The following is a 20,920-nucleotide window of genomic DNA, read 5'->3' as shown; positions in this document are numbered from 1 at the left end:
CAGGCGGTTTGACCCGCTGGCGCAGCCCGCTTTGGTTATAGACCAGAACTAGCTGCGCTTATAGATTCTTTCAATAAATTAATTTTAGATTTACCAAAGGTTCGCAGTACGGTTGCCCTTGTGAATCGTTGTGTTTGCATGAGTAATCAGCGGCACCTGTCCTCGACCGCCGGGGGGTATGGCCTGGGTTTATCCCACCCATCCTGGCGTCCTGGCTTGGTGCCCAAGGAGACGCTATGAACCCGATTGGTGCGCAGAGGACCCTCCGCCATCTGCTCTACGGGGGGCTCGCGAGCCTGGCCCTCATCTGCAGTTCCGCCGTCCAGGCGGCCTCGGCCGGATCCGGCCGGGCCTATGGCCTGCAGGTCACCGCCGATGTGGTGGGTGTGGGACTCGGTGTCCCGATTGCCGATACCGGCCAGAAAACGGCACCACCGGATTTCAATACCCCCACCTCGGTCGTCAGTGCGTCTGTCGCTGCAGGCGTAGGCAATTTGCTGACCGTGCGTACGGGCGTGCTCAACGCCGCCACGCAAAGCAAGCTGGCGCAAAACAGTGTGGTGTCTTCGTCCTCCGTCAACGGCTTGGCCCTCAAGCTCGCGGGGCTGGCGCTGGGGGCTGACACCATCAGTTCGCAAGCCAAGATGTCGTGCGACAACGGGGTGCCCAAACCAGAGGGCAGCGCACAAATCCTCGGGGCGACGGGATCGCTCGTGGGGGTGAGTGTGGCGGCAAATACCCAAACCAATCTGACGATTGGCGTGCCCACGCTCGGAACCATGGTGGGGGTCGTCCTCCACACCAATGAGCAAATACTGAGCAACCAGGGCAAGACACTGAGCGTCAATGCGCTGCGTGTGGAGCTGGTCGCCTCTGCGCTGGGCGCGCGGTTGCTCGGTGCATCCGTCGTGGTAGGCAACTCCTCTGCAACCCTGTCCGATTGCGCGCCCACGGTCACGCTGGCGCCCTTGCCGTTGATTACCACCAGCAACCAGGCGGCTATATCCGTTAGCGGAACCTGCAGCGCCGGCAGTGGCAATGTGGCCATCAGCTCTACGCCCACCGGCGTGAGCCAGTCGCTGCCTTGCTCTGCCACTGGCAGCTATTCCGGTTCGGTGGACACCACAGCGCTGGCCGATGGTCCCGTGACGCTCACGGCATCACAGAGCCCCGCAGGGCCGACCAGCTCGTCGAGCCAGTCCACCACCAAGAACACGGCCCCGGTCTTGCAACCGCCAGTCGTGACGGTCGTCTCTGCGCCGCCTATCACCGCAGCGAACCAGGCGTCCTACAGCGTCTCGGGCACCTGCTCGGCCAATGGTGCATCGGTCTCCATCCTGGTCGGGGTAGTGCCCGCATCGGCACAGTGCAGCGGCGGCCTCTGGTCCGCCGCCGGCCTGAATGTCACAGCCGTGCCCAATGGGGCGGTCACGGTCATGGCCTCGCAAACTGTCAGTGGTCTGCTCGGCTCGGGCAGCTTGACGACCAGCAAGGACGCCGCAGGGGTTCTGCCCGTGGTGGTCGTTACGTCGGCACCGGCGATCACCGCAGCGAACCAGGCCTCCTATAGCGTCTCGGGCACATGTTCGGTGAACGGCACCAACGTTTCCGTCGTCATCGACACTGTCAATGCCACGGTGCCCTGTACTGGCAATATCTGGGCCGCCGCAGGCCTGGATGTCACGGCCTTGCCCAATGGGGCTGTCACGGTCACTGCGTCGCAAACCGTTGGTAACCAAACGGGATCGGGCAATCTGGGGACCACGAAGGACTCGGCCGGTGCTATCCCCGTCGTGACCATCAGCCTGGCTCCCGCCATCACGCTGGCCAACCAGGCGGCCTATACGGTTTCGGGCAACTGCTCGGTCAACGGCAGCAACGTGGCCGTGCTGGTGGGCTCGGTCGCTGCCTCTGCGCTGTGTGCGAATGGCAGCTGGTCCACGGCCGGCCTGGATGTCAGTGGCTTGCCCAATGGGGCCGTCACGGTCATGGCGTCGCAAACGTTGGGCGGCCAAACCGGATCGGCCAGCCTGGTGACCAGCAAGGACGTGACGGGCGCCGTGCCCGTGGTAGCGGTGACCTCGGCCCCCGCGATCACGGCAGTGAACCAGAGCTCTTACACGGTATCTGGTACCTGTTCGGCCAGCGGCACCAACGTGGCCGTGCTGATCGGCTCCATCTCGGCTGCGGCGCCTTGTAACGGCGGCATCTGGTCCACCGCAGCGGTGGATGTCGGTAGCCTGCTCGATGGCGCGGTCATGGTGACGGCGTCGCAGACGGTGGGCGGCCAGACGGGATCGGGCAGCCTGCAGACCAGCAAGAACACGGTGGTGGACGCCCCCGTGGTGACCATTAGCTCGGCACCCGCCATCACGGCGCTCAATGAGGGCGCCTATACCGTCTCGGGCACCTGCTCGGCCAATGGCACGAATGTCGCTGTGCTGGTCGGCTCCGTGGCGGCTGCGGCGCCCTGTACGGGCAACATCTGGTCCAGCTCAGGTCTCGATGTCAGCGGCTTGGCGGATGGGCCGGTGCTGGTCTCCGCCTCGCAAACGGTAGGCGCGCAAACGGGGTCGGGCACGCTGGTGACAGCCAAAGACACGGCGGGTGTCGCACCGGTGGTGACCATCAGCGCTGCACCCGCCATCACGGCGCTGAACGAGGCAGCCTATACCGTCTCGGGCACTTGCTCGGTCAACGGGTCCAACGTCAACGTCCTGATCGGCTCCATCTCTGCATCGGCGACCTGCGATGCCGGCCTCTGGACCACCCCGGCGCTGAATGTCGCTGCTTTGCCGGATGGCGCGGTCACCGTGACCGCTTCGCAAACCGCCAATGGCCAAATCGGATCGGGCACGCTGGTGATCGCCAAGGACACGGCGGGAGTCGCTCCTTCCGTGGCCGTCACATCGGCTCCCGCCATCACGGGTTCCAACCAGGCGTCCTATGTCGCTTCGGGCACCTGCTCGGCCAACGGCAGCAACGTGGCCGTTCTGGTCGGCTCCATCGCTGCCACGGCACTGTGCGACGGCGGTGTGTGGGCCACGGCAGGCCTGGATGTCAGTGGCTTGCCCGATGGCGCGGTCACGGTCACGGCCACGCAAACCGTCGGTGGCCAAACGGGATCGGGCAGCCTGGTGACGAGCAAGAGTTCGGCCAGCATCGCTCCTGTGGTGAGCATCACCTCGGCGCCTGCGATCACGGCAGCGAACGAGTTGTCCTATACCGTCTCGGGCACCTGCTCGGTCAACGGCACGGGTGTTGATGTGCTGGTCGGCACCGTCGCTGGCTCGGCGCCCTGCAGTGGCGGCATCTGGTCCACCGCAGGCCTCAATGTCAGTGGCTTGCCCAATGGACCCGTCTCGGTCGTTGCCTCGCAGACGGTGGGCGGCCTGACGGGCTCGGGGAGTTTGGTGATTGGAAAGGACTCCGAGGGAATCGCCCCGGTGGTCACCATTACCTCGGCGCCCGCGATCACCGCGGCCAACCAGTCGGCCTATACCGTATCGGGCACCTGCTCGGAAAACGGCGTGGTGGTAACGGTGCATGTCGGTGACGTTGCAGCGGTGCCGCAGCCTGTGTGCAACAGCGGCATCTGGTCGACCGCAGCGATGGATGTCAGCGCCTTGCCCGATGAGATGGTGCTGGTGACGGCTTCGCAGACGCTGAACGGCCAAACCGGATCGGGCAGCCTGGTGACCGCCAAGGACACGGCCGGCATCGCGCCGGTGGTGGCCATCAGCTCGGCACCGGCCATCACGGCTGCCAACAAGTCAGCCTATACCGTCTCGGGTACCTGCACGGTGGATGGCAGCAACGTGGCGGTACTGGTCGGCTCGGTTGCGGCTTCGGCCCCATGCAGCGGCGGCAGCTGGACCAGCGCAGGGCTGGATGTCAGTGGTTTGCCCGATGGATCAGTCACGGTGACGGCCTCGCAAACGGCCGGTGGTTTGACGGGATCGGGCAGTTTGGTGACCGCCAAGGACACGGCAGGCGTTGCCCCGTCGGTGTCCATCACTTCGGCAGCGGCGATCACGGCGGCCAACCAGTCGGCCTATGTCGTATCGGGCACTTGCTCGGTCAACGGCACGGATGTCTCCGTTCTGGTGGGCCAGGTCGCTGCAGCGGCGCCTTGCAGCAGCGGTACCTGGGTTACCGCTGGCATGGACGTGAGCGGCTTGCCCGCTGGCGCGGTCACGGTCATGGCATCGCAAACGGCGGGTAGCCAAACGGGATCGGTGAGCCTGGTGATCAACAAGGAGCCGGTGGGGATCGTGCCCGTGGTGGCCATCACCCTGCCACCTGACATTACCGTATCTAACCAGGCGGCCTACACCGTCTCGGGCACCTGCTCGGTGGCCGGTACCAACGTGGCGGTTCAGGTTGGATCCATCGCCGCATCGGTGGCATGCGACGGCAGCAGTTGGACCACGGCTCCGCTGGATGTCAGTGGCTTGCCGGATGGATTGGTGACGGTGACCGCCTCGCAGACCGTGAGTGGCGGCTCGGGATCGGCCAGTGTGGTGGTCAACAAGACTGCGGCCGCTACTGCGCCTGTGGTGACCATTGGCTCTGCTCCCGCCATTACGCTGGCCAACCAGGCGTCCTACACGGTCTCGGGCACTTGCTCGGCGAGCGGCATCAGTGTCGCCGTCCAGGTCGGCAGTGTCCCAGCGTCTGCGACCTGTGACGCGGGAGCCTGGACTGCGTCGGGTCTGAATGTCAGTGCCTTGCCTGACGGGGTGGTCGTCGTGACCGCGGAGCAAATCGTTGGCGGCTTGTCCGGGTCGGACAGCGGGGAGACCACCAAGGCCACTGCAGCGATTGTTCCTGTGCTGGTCATCACCTCCGCACCTGCAATCACCGCCTTGAATGAGGCCGCCTATACCGTCTCGGGCACCTGCTCGGTCAATGGTGAAGTGGTGACGGTACTCGTCGGCTCGATACCCGCATCGGCAACCTGCAGCGATGGCATCTGGGCCACCGAGCCCATCAATGTCAGTGGGCTGGCTGATGGACAGATTACGGTGCAGGCCTCGCAAGACGCCGGTGGCCAGACGGGAACAGTCAGCCTGGTGATCAGCAAGGACTCTGCCGGAGCTGCGCCCGCCGTGGGTGTGATCTCGGCACCGCCGATCACGGCAGCGAACCAATCGGCTTACACCGTCTCGGGTACCTGCTCAGTCAATGGCGCAGCGGTGGCTGTTCAAATCGGCTCGGTTCCTGCATCGGCGCAGTGCAATGCCGGTATCTGGTCGAGCACGGCCGTGGACGTCAGTGCCTTGCCCGATGGCCCGGTCACCGTGACAGTTTCGCAAACGCTGGGCACCCAAACCGGCACGGGCAGCCTGGTGACCACCAAGGATGCGGCCGGAATCGTACCCGTGGTGAGCGTGACGTCGGCACCTGCGATCACGTTGGCGAACCAGGCAGCCTATACCGTCTCGGGCTCTTGCTCGGTGGGCGGCAGCAACGTGGCGGTCCTGGTCGGCTCGGTATCGGCGTCGGCAGTGTGCAATGCGGGCATCTGGTCCACAGCAGCTGTTGATGTCACTGCCTTGCCTGATGGAGCAGTCACCGTCATGGCCTCGCAAACTGCCAGTGGTCAAACGGGATCGGGCAGCTTGGTGACCAGCAAGGAGACGGCAGGCGCCGCCCCAGTGGTGACCGTCAGCTCGGCACCCGCCATTACCGCAGCCAACCAGGCGTCGTATACCGTCTCGGGCAGCTGCTCGGCCGGCGGCATCCCTGTCGCGGTTCAGGTCGGTTCGGTGGCTGCAAGCGCGCCATGCGCGGCTGGCAACTGGTCCGCCGCTGGTCTGGATGTCACTGGCCTGGCCGATGGACCGGTCACCGTAACTGCGGTGCAGACCGTCGGCAGTGTGCTGGGCTCGGGTAGCCTGGTGACCAACAAGAGCACAGGTAGTGTCCAACCCGTGGTGACGATTACCTCGGCTGCGGACATCACGGCAGCCAACCAGTCGGCCTATAGCGTCTCGGGAACCTGCTCGGTCAACGGTACCAATGTGGATGTGCTGGTCGGCTCGGTGTCCGCATCGGTGCCCTGCACCAGCGGCAGTTGGATGACCGCAGCGTTGAATGTCAGTGGCTTGCAGGACGGCACGGTCACTGTGACGGCTCAGCAAACGGTGGGGGCCCTGGTGGGGTCGGCCAATGTGCAGGTCAACAAGGGCACTGGCGTAGCTACGCCTGTGGTGACCATTACGTCGGCACCTGCCATCACGGCAGCCAATGCATCGGCGTACTCCGTCTCGGGCACTTGCTCGGTGGGCGGCAGCAATGTGGATGTGCAGGTCGGCTCGGTGTCTGCAACGGCGCCGTGCATGGGTGGCCTCTGGGCGACCGAGGGCATGGACGTCAGTGGGCTGGCGGATGGGCCGGTTGCGGTGACGGCGACCCAAGTGGCAGGTGGCCAGACGGGCACGGGCAGCTTTGCCACCAGCAAGGACACCGCAGGCGTGGCACCGGTGGTGGCAATCACCTCGGCGCCTGTGATCACGGCAGCCAACCAGTCGGCCTATACCGTCTCGGGTACCTGCTCGGCGGAGGGCGCCGATGTGGATGTGCTGATAGGCGGCCTCACCGCATCGGGGGCTTGCAACAACGGCATCTGGGCGACTGCGGCCATCGATGTCAGCGGCTTGGCCGATGGACCGGTCTCCGTGTCGGCGTCTCAGACGGTGGGTGGCCAGATCGGCTCCAGCGGTTGGACGACCAGCAAGGATGCGGCTGGCCTGGTACCTGCGGTGGCCATTACCTCGGCACCTGCGATCACGGCGGCGAACCAGTCGGCCTATAGCGTATCGGGCACCTGCTCGGCAGATGGCGCTGCTGTCACGGTGCTGATTGGATCGATCCCGGCATCGGCACAGTGCAACGCGGGCATCTGGGCCAGCTCGGGTGTGGATGTCAGCGGCTTGCCCGATGGCGCGGTCACCATCATGGCCTCGCAAACCGCTGGTGCCCAAACGGGATCGGGTAGCCTGGTGACCACCAAGGACTCGGCGGGCGCTTCACCTGCGGTGGCCATTACCTCGGCGCCAGCCATCACGGCGGCCAACCAGTCGGCCTATACCGTCTCGGGCACCTGCTCGGCCGATGGTGGCAATGTGGCTGTGCTGGTGGGCTCCGTCTCGGCGTCCGCTGTCTGCACCGGCGGCATCTGGGCCAGTCCGGCCATGGATGTCAGTGGCTTGGCTGATGGACCGGTCTCCGTGTCGGTGTCGCTGACGGCGGGTGGCCAGACGGGCACCGGCGGCTTTGTGACCAGCAAGGATGCGGCGGGGGCTATTCCTGCTGTGGCGATTACTTCGGCACCTGCGATCACAGCGGCCAACCAGTCGTCCTATACCGTATCGGGCACCTGCTCGGTCGGTGGTACCAATGTGACGGTTCTGGTTGGCAGCATCTCTGCGACGGCCGTGTGCAGCGGTGGCAGCTGGTCCGTTATGGGTCTGGATGTCAGCGGCTTGCCCAATGGACCGGTGACGGTGACGGTGGCGCAGACGGCGGGAGGCCAGACGGGCTCCGGCGGTTTTGTGACCAGCAAGGACGCGGCTGGAGTAGTGCCTGCCGTGGCCGTGACCTCGGCGCCGGCGATCACGGCGGCCAACCAGACTGCCTATACCGTATCGGGCACCTGCTCGGTCGATGGCACCAACGTCATTGTGCTGGTCGGTTCCATCTCTGCCACAGCACTGTGCAGTGGTGGAACTTGGTCGACACCTGGACTGGATGTCAGCGGCTTGCCAGATGGCGCGGTCACGGTGACTGTCGCACAGACAGCGGGTGGCCAGACGGGAACCGGTGGTTTTGTGACCAGCAAGAGTGCGGGTGGCGGCACGCCAGTGTTTGCCATCACTTCGGCGCCAGCCATCTCCTTGTCCAACCAGGCGTCCTACACCGTCTCGGGCACTTGCGCGGCCAGCGGCAGCAATGTGACCGTCGTGGTCGGCTCCCTGTCTGCCTCGGTGCCTTGCAATGGCGGAACCTGGTCCACGGCAGGGCTGGATGTCCGTGGCTTGCCTGATGGTGCGGTCATGGTGACGGCTTCGCAGACGGTGGATGGTGCAGTGGTCTCCAGTTCCCAGAATGCGGTCAAGGACACCGTGGCACCCGTCGTCTCGATCGGCATGGCGCCGAGCATCGATACGTCCAACCAGGGCGCATACAGCCCTGCGGGCAGCTGCACCTCGGGTGACGGCACCATGACGGTGAAGGTGGGTACTGTCCAGGCTGCGGCAGCCTGCATCAACGGCAGCTGGACGGCGCCTGGCATGGATGTCCGTGGTCTGCCCGATGGAGCAGTTGCCGTGACGGCATCGCAGACGGACCAAGCCGGCAACACGGGCAGCATCACCCGCGAAGTCTCGAAGTCGACGGGCTCTGGCGGCGAGCCGCCCGAGCCTCCCGTTGCCCGGATTGCGCCCCAGAACGGTACCTGGATCATCAGCGATGAGCTCAATGGCGAGCCAGGCCGCGGCATGGGTATCGACATCCAGGACGGCGTGCTGTTCATGCAGGTCTACAACTACCGCCAGTCGGGGGAGGCGACCTTTCACACGGCACTGGGCACCTTGCGCGACAACAAAGTGACCGCTCCGCTGTACTTCTACGAAGGCGGGCGCTACTTTGGCAGCGAGCAACGCGATGGCCATGCGGCCGGCAGCCCTGGCAATGTGGTCATCACCTTCACCAGCCGCAGCACCGGTACGATCCAGTTCCCGGGCGAGCCGGTAAAGGCCATGCACCGCTTTGACTATGAGGGCACGCCCGCTGGTGTCTTCTCCGATCCGGCCTTTGTCGACCGCTGGGCCATGGTCGAGCTCAACAGCAGCAACCAACCGGTGCGCAGCTGGTGGGCCGATATCGGCACGAGCGAGCAGGTCTCGATGAGCGAGGATTGGGCGGCAGCAGCGATGGGCTGGCCATACCCACCTACCGTGGCAACGGCGGTCCATGGCTTTGGCGGCACCTTGTCGGGCCATGTGGTGGCGCAATGCAGCTACGGCGGCCGGGGTCTGGTGTTCAACTGCTCGGGCAACCGTGCGGGGGCTAACGGTGCGCCGGTGATCGCGATGACGATGCAGCGTGGTGTTGACCAGCTCAGCGGCACGGTGAAGGAGGGCGGTGGAGACACCCGGCGCCTGGTGGGCTTCCGCGTGGCCCGTGCTGCCTACTCCTGGCAGGACAACCAGAGCGTGCGCACCAGCTACTACGCGCCAGGCTACCTGCCTGAGTCGGGTACCTGGGTCGTCAGTAGCGAGTTGCGGGGCCTGCCAGGTCGCGGTATTTCCATCGAGCTGCAAAAGCCGCTGAACCAGGAGGAGCATCTGTTGTTCATGTCGGTGTACGACTACCAGAGCGACGGCAAGGCGACGTTCCACAGTGTGCTTGGCGCGCATGACGCATCGACCACACCAGAGCCCAACACCCCCGATCTGCCCACAGTGCAGTACCAGGGCGGGCGTTACTTTGGTGGCCCGGCTGCGAGTGCTCGCTTCAAGGTGGAAGCGGGACCGACCCAGTCGATCCACTTCAGTGCGCCTTCGGTGGGAACGCTGGCCTTCCCCGGCGAGCAGCCGTTGCAGATAGAGCGTTTCTACTATGGCGTCAACAAGGGCTCGGCCCAGTCGCTGCGCGGATCCTGGTCGGTGCTGTCTGCCACGGATGCGATGCCAAGCCGGATCTTCCGCTTCCAAAAGCGCGACGAGAACTCGGTCATCGATACCGACTCGGGCTATGTCTGTGTCGCCGAAGTGCTGCGCCAGTACAACTTCCGCTGCACTGGCCCTGCGGGCACACCGGCCTTCCGTTTTGTCGCAGGCTTCTATGGCGCCAGCTCCGGCATTGTGGGAGACGCCGAAGATGCCCCAGCCATCACCGTGATGCGGGTGACGGATCCGAACGGCGAGATGGTGCAGGCAGGCGACTGAGGCCAATGAGCCACCGCGGGCCGGCCAAGGCGCAGCGGTGGCAACTGAGCCGGGTTGCGGTCCAGATAAAGCATCTACTTGAGGTTTGAAGGCTATGGCGCTGTTGCCAAATCGGCATCGAATCTATGCCAGGATGTAACCGCCGCTGTAAGCCGAGGCCTTGATTTGACGGTAGAAGGCGCTGTCAGATATGTCAGACGGAGCAGAGTTGAGACGGCTCCCGGGGGCTATGTACCTCTCCACCGCACCTGGCCCACCGTGATTGGGGGGCTCTTTGGTGACTGCGAGGGCTGCGAGCGACCTTTGCAAAAAAATGCATTTATGCGCGATTTCTCCTCTGTAAATCCGCAGTGCAGTAGCAAGGGGGGGTCCGACATGGGCGGATTGGACAGGTCTGCTCCCCCTGTGCTGTGCGGCCCGTAAGAGCCGGGGCTGTTGTAACCAGCTATTGGGGGGAGATGGTTGTGCTTATAAGTGTACTCAATAAAATAATTTACCGTTTACCAAAGATTCGCAGTACCTTTGCGCTTGTGAGTAGTTGTGTTTGTATGAGCAATCAGCAGCACCTGTCCTCGGCCGGTTGGTGGGGTCTGAGTGGATCACCCCCAACGGGCGTTATGGCGGTGCAGAAGGAGACGCTATGAACCCGATTGGTGCACAGAGAACTATCCGCCGTCTGCTGTACGGGGGGCTTGCAGGGCTGGCCTTCGTCTGCAGCACTTCCGCCCTGGCGGCATCCTCAGGATCCGGGCGGGCCTATGGCCTGCAGGTCACTGCCGATGTGCTCGGGGCAGGGCTGGGAGTCCCATTTGCGGATACCGGCCAAAAAAGTGCACCACCGGATTTCAACACGCCTGTTTCTGTAGCGAGTGTGGGCGTGACCGCCGGAGCCAATCTGCTGAGCGTGGGCACGGGTGTCATCAACTCCTCCACCCAAAGCAATCTGGCGCAGAACAACGTGGTATCCAACAGCTCCGTGGACGGTTTGAACCTGACGCTGGCGGGGTTGTCTCTGGGTGCCAATACCATCAGCTCTCAAGCCCGTATGGCCTGCGTCAACGGCGTGCCGCAAGGCTCGGGCGATGCCCAGATACTCGGCGGAACCGGCGCGCTCAGCGGAGTCAGCGCAAGCCTCAATGGTCTTGTAAACCTGACGATCGGGGTGCCAACCATTGGCACGGAGGTGGGTGTCAAGCTCTACACCAATGAGCAAAGCCAAAGCGGCACCTCCATGAGCGTGACCGCGCTGCGCATTGAGTTGGTGGCCAAGGCCTTGACCCTGCCTTTGCTCAACGCCTCGGTGATCGTGGGCAACTCCACCGCATCCATGCCCGATTGCAAGCCCACGGTGACCCTGAATCCTCTGCCGCCGATCAACGCGGGCAACCAGGCGTCGGTGCCCATCAGCGGCAGTTGCAGTGCCGGCAGCGGCAATGTGGCCATCAGCTCCAACCCAGCAGGCGTGAGCCAGTCGCTGCTCTGTGCAGCAGACGGCACCTATTCGGGCTCGGTCAATGCACAAGGCCTGCCCGATGGCACGGTGACGATCACCGCGACACAGACGGTGTCCGGACAGCCCCCTGGCTCGGCGAGCCAGTCGACCACCAAGAGCACGGGCTCGGTACCCCAGTTGCCGGTGGTGGCCGTCGTTGCGGCGCCCCAGATCACGGCAGCGAACCAGGCCTCGTACACGGTGTCGGGCACCTGTTCGGCCAATGGTGAGGCGGTGGCCGTCATGGTTGGATCGGTCCCGGCATCGGCGCTGTGCGGCGGCGGTGTCTGGTCGGCCTCGGGCATCAATGTGAGCGGTTTGCCTGATGGATCGGTCACGGTGACGGCCTCGCAGACGGTGGGCGGTCAGACCGGCTCGGGTAGCCTGGTGACCGGCAAGGACGCGACCGCCCCCGCGGTGGCGATTACCTCGGCACCGGTGATCAATGCGGCCAACCAGTCGTCGTATGGCGTGGCGGGCAGCTGTTCTGAAAACGGGGCGGCGGTCACGGTGCGCGTGGGGACCGTGGCTGCTGTGCCGCAGCCTGTGTGCAACAGCGGTATCTGGTCCACCTCGGGCCTGGATGTCAGTGGTCTGCCTGCAGGCGCGGTTACGGTAACCGCGATGCAGACCGATGCGGCCGGCAACATCGGCAGTGCCAGCCGCACGACCAGCAAGGACAGCAGCGCAGCTGCCGTCACGGTGGTGGTGGCGCCGCGTATCAACAGCAGCAACCAGGCCAGCTATGGCGGCGTCTCCGGCGCCTGCAGTGCGGCTGGCGGCATGGTGACGGTGGCCATTGGCAGCATCAGCAACACGGCGGCCTGCACGGGTGGCAACTGGAGCTTGAGCGCTGTCGATGTGCGCAGCCTGCCTGAGGGCACGGTGGTGGTGAAGGCCTCGCAGACAGTGGCTGGCACCGTCATCTCCGGCACGCTCAACACCGTCAAGGACACGACGGCGCCTGCGGTCTCGATCAGCACCGCGCCGACCATTGATACCTCGAACCAGAACGCCTACAGCCCAGCGGGTACCTGCACCAGCGGCGACGGCGCAGTCACGGTGAGTGTGGGATCCATCAAGGTGACGGTGGCCTGCGTCAACGGCACCTGGACGGCGCCTGGCATGCAGGTGGGCGCCTTGCCCAAGGGACCGGTCACGGTGACGGCATCGCAGACCGATGAAGCGGGCAATACCGGCAGCAGCAGCCGCGAAGTGGCCAAGACCTCGGACCCCAATGGCGAGCTGCCTGCCGGTCTGATCGCAGCCCAGAGCGGCACCTGGATCATCAAGGACGAACTCAATGGGGAGCCGGGTCGCGGCATGGGCATCGACATCCAGGATGGGGTGCTGTTCATGCAGGTCTACAACTACCGTGCTTCGGGTGCGCCGACCTTCCACACAGCACTGGGCACCCTGCACGACAACACGGTGACCGCGCCGCTGTATTTCTACGAAGGCGGGCGCTTCTTTGGCAGCGAACAACGCGACGGCCATGAGGCGGGCAGCCCCGGCAATGTGGTGATCACCTTCACCAGCCGCAACACCGGCACGATCCAGTTCCCAGGCGAGCCCACCAAGGCGATGCAGCGCTACGACTATGAAGGCACGCCAGCTGGCGTCTTTTCCGACCCGGCCTTTGTCGATCGCTGGGCGATGGTCGAGTTCAACAGCAGCAACCAACCGGTGCGCAGCTGGTGGGCCGATATTGGCACGAGCGAACAGGTGCCCATGAGTGGCGAATGGGCGGCTGCGGCGATGGCCTGGCCTTATCCCGCTACAGCGGCAACAACCGTGCATGGCTTTGGCGGCACCTTGTCCGGCCGTGTGGTGGCGCAGTGCAGCTACAGCGGCAGCGGTGTGGTGTTCAACTGCGCGGGCAACCGGGCGGGCGGCGCAGGCGGCGGTGCCGTGGTGTCACTGTCCTTGCAGCGCGGCGTGGACCAGATCAGTGGCAGCGTGCAAGAGGGCGGTGGCGAGGCCCGGCGCCTGGTCGGTTTCCGCATCGCTCGTGCCGCCTACACCCGCCAGAACAACCAGAATGTGCGCACCAGCTACTACGCACCGGGCTATGCCCTTGAGTCGGGCACCTGGGTGGTCAGCAGCGAGCTGCGGGGTCTGCCGGGTCGGGGGATTTCGATCGAGCTGCAAAAGCCTGTGACCAGCGAGGACCATATGCTGTTCATGTCGGTGTACGACTATGAGAGCAACGGACAGGCGACCTTCCACAGCCTGCTGGGCGCGCACGATGCCTCCACCACGCCAGAGCCCAACACCCCCGATCTGCCCACGGTGCAGTACCAGGGTGGGCGCTACTTTGGTGGCCCGGCTGCGATTGCCAGCTTCAAGGCCGATGCTGGTCTGACCCGGTCGATCCACTTCACCGCGCCATCGGTGGGAACGCTGGCCTTCCCCGGTGAGCAAGCGGTACAGATCGAGCGCTTCTACTACGGTGTGAACAAGGCCTCGGCCCAGTCGCTGCGCGGATCCTGGGTGCTGCTGTCGCAAACGGATGCGATAGCCAGCCGCAGCTTCCGCTTCCAGACACGCGATGCCAACTCGGTGATCGATGCGGCCTCGGGCTATGTCTGTGTCGCTGAAGTGCTGCGCCAGTTCAACTTCCGCTGCACCGGCCCGTCAGGCTCCCCAGCCTTCCGCTTTGTGGCCGGCTTCTATGGCGCCAGCACCGGCATTGTGGGAGACGCCGAGGATGCGCCGGCCATCACCGTGGTGCGGGTGACCGACCCGAACGGCGAGATGGTGCAGGCGGGCGACTGAGGAGGGGACACATCGCTGGCCCGGCCTTAGCCGGCCGGGCCGGACCTGGCCTCACCAGGCCGGGCACAGCGGTGGCTACTGACCCTGCGGGACAGGTCCGGGGCCAGACCTGTTAAAATACCTGGGCGCCAAGCACTACTGAGCAACGGTTTCGCAGAAAACGCCTGCAAACCGTTGTTTTTTATTGCCTGCGCCCCAGGCGCTGGCCGGGCATTGCGAAGACATGCTGGCAGCGACGACGACCGTTTCGCATCCCCGGCCTGTGCTGTGCGGGATGCGGTGCGCGAGCCAGCAGGCATCCTGCTGGCTTTTTCTTCGTCTGTGGTCGACAAACCGGGCACAATGTCCGATATTGAAGATATTGCGCCGCTCGGGTGGGTGGCGCATGGAGAGTCGCCAACCTGGCCCCGCATCGGTGGCTGTGCTGGCGCCTTGTGCAGAGCGATGCGGTGTGCCGTGTCATCAGGCGTGGGGTTGGCGAGCGCAAGCGGGCAGCCCCCATTTAGGAAGGTACAGAACATGCCCAGTTACAACCCACCCTTTGAGATCCATGTCCACGGACAAGTGCTGCTGCGCGCCGATGTCGGATTTGACCAGCTGCAAGAGGCCTTGAAACCGCTGTGGGGCTATGCGGGCGCCAAGTCCCTGGTCGATGGCGCGGAGAGCGCTTACGAGGAAGAGCCCGGCATTCTGTTCGAGCCCAAGGACCATATGCTGCAGATGTGCTGGACGGTGCGCGGCGATGATGATTTTCGCCAGTCGCTCGACGACATGTGCATGAACCTCAATGAGCTGGCCGACCAGGGCGCGGCGATCGAGGTCACTTTCTATGACGCCGAGTTTGACGACGAGGAGCAGGACCGCAGCGCCGAGTCGCGCGATGACTTCATGATGCTGTTTGTGGGCCCGACGCCTGCGGCCATCATGCAGGTGCAGCGCGACATGCTGGTGCAGGACGTCGTGAGCACGATGGAGCGCCACTTCGATGCCGGTGAACTCGTCGGTGTCGTCGGTGAGATCGACAAGCTGTTCAGCCAGCGCTTTGATGCGCTGGTCGATTCACTGGAGATCGGCAAGCCGCCTCGCGGCACGGGTGGCACCGGCGGCCCTGGTGGTGGCCACGGCGGCGGCGGTCGCCGCCCGCGCCACCTGCACTGAAAATAAGGCTGCGCGCGCCCCAAGCGCAGCGCATGTTGTTTATCCCAAGGCAGCCGCTGTGCTGCCTTTGTTGTTTGCTCGCGCCATGTCCAGCCCTGTCCCGCTTCCCTATTTGCAGTCCTACCCCGCCAGCTTACAGCAGCAGGCCGCAAGCCTGGTGCAATCGGGCCAGCTGGGCCAGTGGCTGCTGCAGCGCCATCCGCAGCCGCACCAGATGCGCTCGGACAAGGCCTTGCATGCCTATGTGATGGGCCTCAAGGGCGAGCACATGCGCAACAGCGCGGGCCTGGCCAAGGTGGTGTATGACAGCAAGCTGCAGCTGGTCTACCAGGCGCTGGGCATCCATGTGCGCAGCGGCAAAAACCATGGCGGCAAGACCCAGTCGCGCCACGAGATCCGCATTGGCAGCCTCTTCAAGCATGCGCCCGAGGCCTTTTTGCGCATGATTGCCGTGCATGAGCTCGCGCACCTGCGCGAGTCCGACCACAACAAGGCCTTCTACCAGCTGTGCGAATACATGGAGCCGTCCTACCACCAACTGGAGCTGGAGGTGCGCCTGTACCTGACCTGGCTGGACCAGGGCGGCCACCGGCTGTGGCAGCTGGGTGCTGAATCGGCGGACGGCGCCCGCTGATCAGCCAGCGGCCTGGCAGCGCTGCGGCGGCAGCCCCAGCCACTGCGCGGCGGCGTATTGCAGCGCCGCCAGCTCGCCGGTGGTCACCAGGCTGCAGGCCTCGTCAAGGCTGGGCGCCTGCGCCGGCTTGCGCAGCATTCCGGTGGCGTGCAGCAGGCTGAAGGTGCGGCGGGCCACGGGCGTGGCCGTGTCGAGCAGTTGCACCTGCTCGCCCACCAGCGCGCGCAAGGTGTCGGTGGCAAAAATGTAATGGGTGCAGCCCAGCACCAAGGTGTCGATCTGGCCGGGCTGCGCGCCAAAGCGGCCCATGGCGGCCAGGTAGGTCTGGCACAGGTCCTGGATTTGCGCGGCATCGGCGGCTGCATCACTCCCGGGGCGGGTGCTGTCTTCAATCGCCCGTGCCAGCCCATTGCAGGCCTGCACCACAAAGCGGGTCTGGGCCGCATGCGCCGTCTGCAGGGCGGCAAAGCGGCTGCTGCTGACGGTGCCCTGGGTGGCGATCACGCCCACCACATGGGTCTGGCTGTGCTGGGCGGCGGGCTTGAGGGCAGGCTCCACCCCGATGATGGGCAGGCCCGGGTGCTGCTCGCGCAGGCCCTCAATCGCCGCTGCGGTGGCGGTGTTGCAGGCAATCACCAGCGCCTTGATGTCGTGGCGCTCGCGCATCTGCTGCGTGATGTGGGCGCAGCGCTGCTGCACAAAGGCGTCGCCACGCTCGCCATAAGGGGCATTGCCGCTGTCGGCCACATAGACGAACTGCTCATGGGGCAGCACATCGCGCAGCGCGCGCAGCACACTCAGGCCGCCGATACCGCTGTCAAAAACACCAATGGGGGAGAGAGGGTGGGGCATGGGGGCGAGCAAGGTCAAGGCTGAGAAAAAGGCGCAGGCGCCGTGATTGTAGGCAGGCTGCAGCTTTTATGCATCGACCGCTGCGAGCAGCATCAGGCTGGTACAGACAATGCTGAGGAGCCAAACCCCGAGCACGACGCCCAGCACATGGGGCCAGCGCGACAGGCCCGGCCAGCAGCGCCGCAGCAGGCAGTGCAGCGGCGTGATCAGCAAAGCCTGCAAAAAGCTCGCCGAGATCAGGATGGGCCAGAGGCTGTCGCCATGGATGGCCTGGAGCAGCGCGCCATCGCCCGCCCAGACAAAGAGCTGCTCGGCCGGCGCGTAGCTGGCAAAGCCGGGTAGGCCCAGCAGTACCAAGGACAGCACGAGGCCGCCCAGGCTCCAGAGCAGGGGGGTGCGCTGGGCCTGGGTCCAACGCCAAAGTCGCTGCAGAACATGCATGGCGGTATTGTGCCTTTGAACGGCAGGCGCAGCCCGTGCTGCGCCGTCGCCCCAGCGTCGCCTGGCCGCTGCGATGCCCCAGGTTTTTTGGCAAGAATTTCCCCTTATAGCCAGCACAGCCTTGGGCGGCAGTGTATAAATTTGCCCTGTCAATCTGGGCTTTGCCCGGCATTGTTGCCAGCAGCGACCGCTGCTGCCCAACCAACAACTAGGAAAACGCAGCCATGGGCGCGCAATGGAAAGCAAAGGGCAAGGCGCTGGTCGCTGATGCCAAGGGAAAACTCTTTGGCAAACTGGTCAAGGAAATCACGGTCGCGGCGCGTTTAGGCGGGGGTGACCCGGCCAGCAATTCGCGCCTGCGCATGGCTGTGGAAGCGGCCCGCAAGGCCTCGATGCCCAAGGACACCTTGGAGCGCGCGATCAAGAAGGGCTCGGGCGCTGGCGCCGATGCCGTCAACTACTCGACCGTGTTGTTCGAAGGCTATGCACCCCACCGCGTGCCGGTGATGGTCGAGTGCCTGACCGACAACCCCAACCGCACGGCGCCCAATATGCGCGTGTGCTTCCGCAAGGGCCAGCTCACGGCCGTGGCCTGGGATTTTGACCATGTGGGCATGGTCGAAGGCGAAGCGGAGAACGGCGCTGATGTGGAGCTGGCCGCGATCGAAGCGGGCGCGCAGGATTTCGAGCCCGCCGAAGAAGAGGGCGTGACCCTGTTCATCACCGAGCCCTCGGATTTGGATACCGTCAGCAAGGCCTTGCCCGACCAGGGCATCAAGGTGCTGTCGGCCAAGCTGGGCTACAAGGCCAAGAACCCCGTCAGCATGGGCAGCCTGCCCGCCGAGGCGCAGGAGGAAGTGCAAGCCTTCCTGGCCGGCCTGGAAAACGATGACGACGTGCAGAACATCTATGTGGGCCTGGTGGACTAATCGCAGTCCCTGCCAACCCTCTTGAGAACGGCCGCGCAGGCCGTTTTTTCATGGGCGCTTGTGAGGCCGTCGTAGGCAGTTTGCGCTTCTTCATCATCTGCCCATTGACAGGGCGGGCCAGATATGCAGAAATTCGCTTGCGCTGGTCGTCGGCGCAGTTTAGATAAGAGCCCATACCATGAAAAAACTCATCGTCCTTGCCAGCATCGCGCTGGCATCCCAGTTTGCGCTGGCAGCCGACAAGACCCCCACGGCCCAGCAGCAGCTGATGGGTACGTGCAACACCGAGGCCAAGACCAAGGAGCTCAAGGGCGATCAGCGCAAGGCGTTCATGTCCAGCTGCTTGTCTGATGGCCGCAAGCGCCAGCAAGAACGCATGAAGACCTGCAACGTCGATGCCACTGGCAAGAAGGGCGACGAGCGCAAGGCCTTCATGAGCGAGTGCCTGAAGAAGTAAATACTTCTTTCGATCCGGCGCCAACGTGCTGGGTCTGCCGAACCGGCAGGAAAAAACGCCAAGCATGCACACATGCTTGGCGTTTTGCGTGGTGGGCCCGAAGGCCGCACAGATCGCTACAGAAACCGTTTAGAAGCGGTGGCGCACGCCCACACCAAAGCTGGTGCCGTTGCCGAAGTTCTTGACCTTGTCGTACATCACGATCGCGTAGCCATCGGTGCGCTTGGAGAAGTCGTAGTTGTAGCCGACCGAGACGGTATCACGCTTGGAATCGCTGTCTTGCAGCTTGCTGTGGGCCCAGGCGGCGAGGATGCGGCTGGTGGCGCCCAGTGGCACGGTCGCGCCCAGGCTGGCGGTCTTGATCTTGAAGTCGGTGTCCTTGCCAGTGGTCTGGCCGTAGGTCGCGTAGGCCTTGGCAAAACCGGCGTCATAGCTGGTGCCCAGCATCCAGTTGCGGTGGTTCTCGGGCAGCACCACGGACACGGGGTTGCTCAGGTCCACGTCTTCGTAGAAGCCGGTGATGGCAAAGGGGCCGCTCGCGTAGGTGGCGTTCAGGCCGATGTTGTTCTTGCCGCCTTGGCCAGCCTGTTCACCAAACTGGTAGTGCAGGTTGCCGCTGAAGCCGCCGACCTTGGGCGTGCTGTAGATCACCTGGTTGCCCCAGCCGGTGTCGGAGGGGTTGCTGCTCTGCCAGCCGCTCTTGTTGAACAGCGACACGTTTTGGTGCAGCACCAGCGGCGAGAAGGTGAAGGAATCCCCAAAGGGGTTCATCGAGATCGTGGGCACAAAGTTGGGCGCCACGGTGCGGCCCAGGGTGACGGCGCCGAAATCGCCTGACAGCGACACCAGCGCATCGCGCGACCAGAAGATATCGCCGTTGAAGCGGCCGGGTGTGCCGGTGTCTGCGCGCATGAAGCTGGTCAGCACAAAGCTGGCCTTGAGGCCGCCGCCCAGGTCTTCCGTGCCCTTGAAGCCGAACCAGGAGGTGGTCATGCCACCGCTGCCCAGCGTGGAGGTGCGGCCATCATCGCCAGGAGCTTTCATCGAGCCGATATACATATCGACCAAGCCGGTGGCGGTCACCGACGATTGGGCCTGCGCCGCGGAGGCGCAGACGGCCATCACGGCCAGGGCGAGCAGTTTGTTGTTCATGGCATTCCTTTGTTACAAGCGTGTGAATTTGTGATAGCGGTGAATTGTGAAGTCAGTGCCGACCGCTCTGAGCAATATGTGTGCCAAAAGCTAAAAAAACCGCTGGTAAAGACCCGAGGTGTGGCGTGTACGCCGCATATTGGGGGTATATGGTTTTTGCATGGACTTAGCCGCTGTTGCCAGATGAGCACGGTGGATCAGGGCTGAAAGCTGCCGTGGTGGCGGGGCTGATCGCTGGCAAGGATTGATGTAGCTCAATGTGCGCAGGCGTCAATCGGGGCAAAGTGCGGCCCATGCCTGACTTACTCTGCCTGGATGAATTCGCCCCCCACAGCGCCGGCGCCGGTGCCTTGCTGCGCCAGCGCCACCAGCACTTGCTGGATGTGCTGTACCTGGAGCGGGGCTCGGTCGCCTTCGGGGTGCAGGAAGAGGGCCGCATGCGCCACCTCCTCGGGGTCATGGAGGGGCCCTGCTGGCTCGATGCCGCGCCGGCACTGGCCGAGCAGCCCTGTGCGGTGGACATGGTGGCGCGCACCGCCGTGCAATGGCGGGCGGTGCCCGTAGTGCAGCTGCGCAGTTACCTGCTGCAGTGGCCGGCCGAGGCCCAAGGCCTGGTGGCCAGCATGGCCCAGGGCTACTGCCAGCAGGCTGCGCTGGCAGTCAGCCGGGTGGCGCAGGACGCTGTGGCGCGCTGCGCCGAGTGGCTGCTGCAGCATGCCGAGCCCGGCGACCAGGGGCTGCGGGTGCAACTGGCACAATCGAAACGCCAGATTGCCGCGCACCTGGGCATTGCGCCCGAGACGCTCTCGCGCGTGCTGCGCCAATTGCGCGACCAGGGCCTGCTTGACGGCCTGGGAAAGAACCTCTGGCTGCCGCAGCCCGAGTCGCTGCGCCAGCTCGCCAAGTCCTAGCCAACCCTATCGGGCCCTGCCCAGCATGGGCCAGCCCATCGGTGACCCGGGTTTTCTCCGTCCGGTCTTTTCCCGATACCGGCGCCGGACCTAAACAGCGAACATGTGCGCAGCTGAAAGGAGGCGCCGCATGCCAGAGTCTGTTATTTGCTATTGCCGG

Annotated in this window: 11 protein-coding genes; 7 read left to right on the top strand and 4 right to left on the bottom strand. The window is 64.6% G+C overall.

Annotation, left to right across the window (positions count from 1 at the left end; genetic code table 11):
* The first annotated feature begins 236 nt into the window (after positions 1–236).
* Entirely contained in the window at positions 237–9,956 is a 9,720-nt protein-coding gene (locus ACPEE1_RS17530; protein WP_423934137.1) for a hypothetical protein, read from the top strand.
* 640 nt (positions 9,957–10,596) lie between these two features.
* On the top strand, positions 10,597–14,226 hold the full coding sequence (locus ACPEE1_RS17525; RefSeq protein WP_423934134.1) for a choice-of-anchor P family protein: 3,630 nt from the start codon (positions 10,597–10,599) through the stop codon (positions 14,224–14,226).
* A gap of 135 nt (positions 14,227–14,361) precedes the next feature.
* Here the strand turns inward: ACPEE1_RS17525 and ACPEE1_RS17520 are convergent, their stop codons facing one another.
* Positions 14,362–14,613: a hypothetical protein gene (locus ACPEE1_RS17520; RefSeq protein WP_133248075.1), complete on the bottom strand. Its 252-nt coding sequence runs from the start codon at positions 14,611–14,613 to the stop codon at positions 14,362–14,364.
* Positions 14,614–14,745: 132 nt separating this feature from the next.
* On the opposite strand from ACPEE1_RS17520, the gene ACPEE1_RS17515 reads away from it, so the two are divergent.
* Together ACPEE1_RS17515 and ACPEE1_RS17510 are read left to right on the top strand one after the other, a co-directional pair.
* Positions 14,746–15,384, top strand: a complete 639-nt coding sequence (locus ACPEE1_RS17515; RefSeq protein ID WP_116924848.1) for a DUF6806 family protein — start codon at positions 14,746–14,748, stop codon at positions 15,382–15,384.
* Positions 15,385–15,469: 85 nt separating this feature from the next.
* Positions 15,470–16,018 carry a YgjP-like metallopeptidase domain-containing protein gene (locus ACPEE1_RS17510; RefSeq protein WP_116924936.1) on the top strand — a complete coding sequence of 183 codons (549 nt, stop codon included), beginning with the start codon at positions 15,470–15,472 and terminating at the stop codon, positions 16,016–16,018.
* On the opposite strand, the gene murI is transcribed toward ACPEE1_RS17510, so the two are convergent.
* Both murI and ACPEE1_RS17500 read right to left on the bottom strand, forming a co-directional pair.
* Positions 16,019–16,870, bottom strand: coding sequence for a glutamate racemase (murI, locus tag ACPEE1_RS17505; protein ID WP_423934130.1), 852 nt, complete (start codon positions 16,868–16,870; stop codon positions 16,019–16,021).
* Positions 16,871–16,936: 66 nt separating this feature from the next.
* Positions 16,937–17,311 (bottom strand): hypothetical protein, encoded by a 375-nt coding sequence (locus tag ACPEE1_RS17500; RefSeq protein ID WP_116924850.1) that lies wholly within the window; start codon positions 17,309–17,311, stop codon positions 16,937–16,939.
* A 224-nt stretch (positions 17,312–17,535) separates the two neighbouring features.
* Between ACPEE1_RS17500 and ACPEE1_RS17495 the strand changes: the two genes are divergently transcribed.
* The gene (locus ACPEE1_RS17495) at positions 17,536–18,240 is read left to right on the top strand and encodes a YebC/PmpR family DNA-binding transcriptional regulator (protein ID WP_116924851.1); all 705 of its coding nucleotides are present in this window, start codon (positions 17,536–17,538) and stop codon (positions 18,238–18,240) included.
* A gap of 178 nt (positions 18,241–18,418) precedes the next feature.
* On the top strand, positions 18,419–18,697 hold the full coding sequence (locus tag ACPEE1_RS17490; RefSeq protein ID WP_021027750.1) for a PsiF family protein: 279 nt from the start codon (positions 18,419–18,421) through the stop codon (positions 18,695–18,697).
* 129 nt (positions 18,698–18,826) lie between these two features.
* Here ACPEE1_RS17490 and ACPEE1_RS17485 read toward each other — a convergent pair whose 3' ends face one another.
* Entirely contained in the window at positions 18,827–19,849 is a 1,023-nt protein-coding gene (locus ACPEE1_RS17485; protein ID WP_116924852.1) for a porin, read from the bottom strand.
* 293 nt (positions 19,850–20,142) lie between these two features.
* Here ACPEE1_RS17485 and ACPEE1_RS17480 point away from each other — a divergent pair, with 293 nt between their 5' ends.
* Positions 20,143–20,760, top strand: coding sequence for a Crp/Fnr family transcriptional regulator (locus tag ACPEE1_RS17480; protein WP_116924853.1), 618 nt, complete (start codon positions 20,143–20,145; stop codon positions 20,758–20,760).
* Positions 20,761–20,920 lie beyond the last annotated feature (160 nt).

This window comes from Comamonas sp. 23, from assembly GCF_049601575.1.
Taxonomy (GTDB): domain Bacteria; phylum Pseudomonadota; class Gammaproteobacteria; order Burkholderiales; family Burkholderiaceae_C; genus Comamonas; species Comamonas squillarum.
The sequence above is the reverse complement of the archived record's forward strand: the minus strand, read 5'-3'. Positions and strand labels throughout refer to the sequence as shown.

Bases quoted from the DNA above. Each gene is read 5' to 3' on its own strand.
- ACPEE1_RS17530 (WP_423934137.1), top strand. From the start codon at position 237: ATGAACCCGATTGGTGCGCAGAGGACCCTCCGCCATCTGCTCTACGGG.
- ACPEE1_RS17525 (WP_423934134.1), top strand. From the start codon at position 10,597: ATGAACCCGATTGGTGCACAGAGAACTATCCGCCGTCTGCTGTACGGG.
- ACPEE1_RS17520 (WP_133248075.1), bottom strand. From the start codon at position 14,613: ATGCGCCACCCACCCGAGCGGCGCAATATCTTCAATATCGGACATTGT.
- ACPEE1_RS17515 (WP_116924848.1), top strand. From the start codon at position 14,746: ATGCCCAGTTACAACCCACCCTTTGAGATCCATGTCCACGGACAAGTG.
- ACPEE1_RS17510 (WP_116924936.1), top strand. From the start codon at position 15,470: ATGTCCAGCCCTGTCCCGCTTCCCTATTTGCAGTCCTACCCCGCCAGC.
- murI (WP_423934130.1), bottom strand. From the start codon at position 16,870: ATGCCCCACCCTCTCTCCCCCATTGGTGTTTTTGACAGCGGTATCGGC.
- ACPEE1_RS17500 (WP_116924850.1), bottom strand. From the start codon at position 17,311: ATGCATGTTCTGCAGCGACTTTGGCGTTGGACCCAGGCCCAGCGCACC.
- ACPEE1_RS17495 (WP_116924851.1), top strand. From the start codon at position 17,536: ATGGGCGCGCAATGGAAAGCAAAGGGCAAGGCGCTGGTCGCTGATGCC.
- ACPEE1_RS17490 (WP_021027750.1), top strand. From the start codon at position 18,419: ATGAAAAAACTCATCGTCCTTGCCAGCATCGCGCTGGCATCCCAGTTT.
- ACPEE1_RS17485 (WP_116924852.1), bottom strand. From the start codon at position 19,849: ATGAACAACAAACTGCTCGCCCTGGCCGTGATGGCCGTCTGCGCCTCC.
- ACPEE1_RS17480 (WP_116924853.1), top strand. From the start codon at position 20,143: ATGCCTGACTTACTCTGCCTGGATGAATTCGCCCCCCACAGCGCCGGC.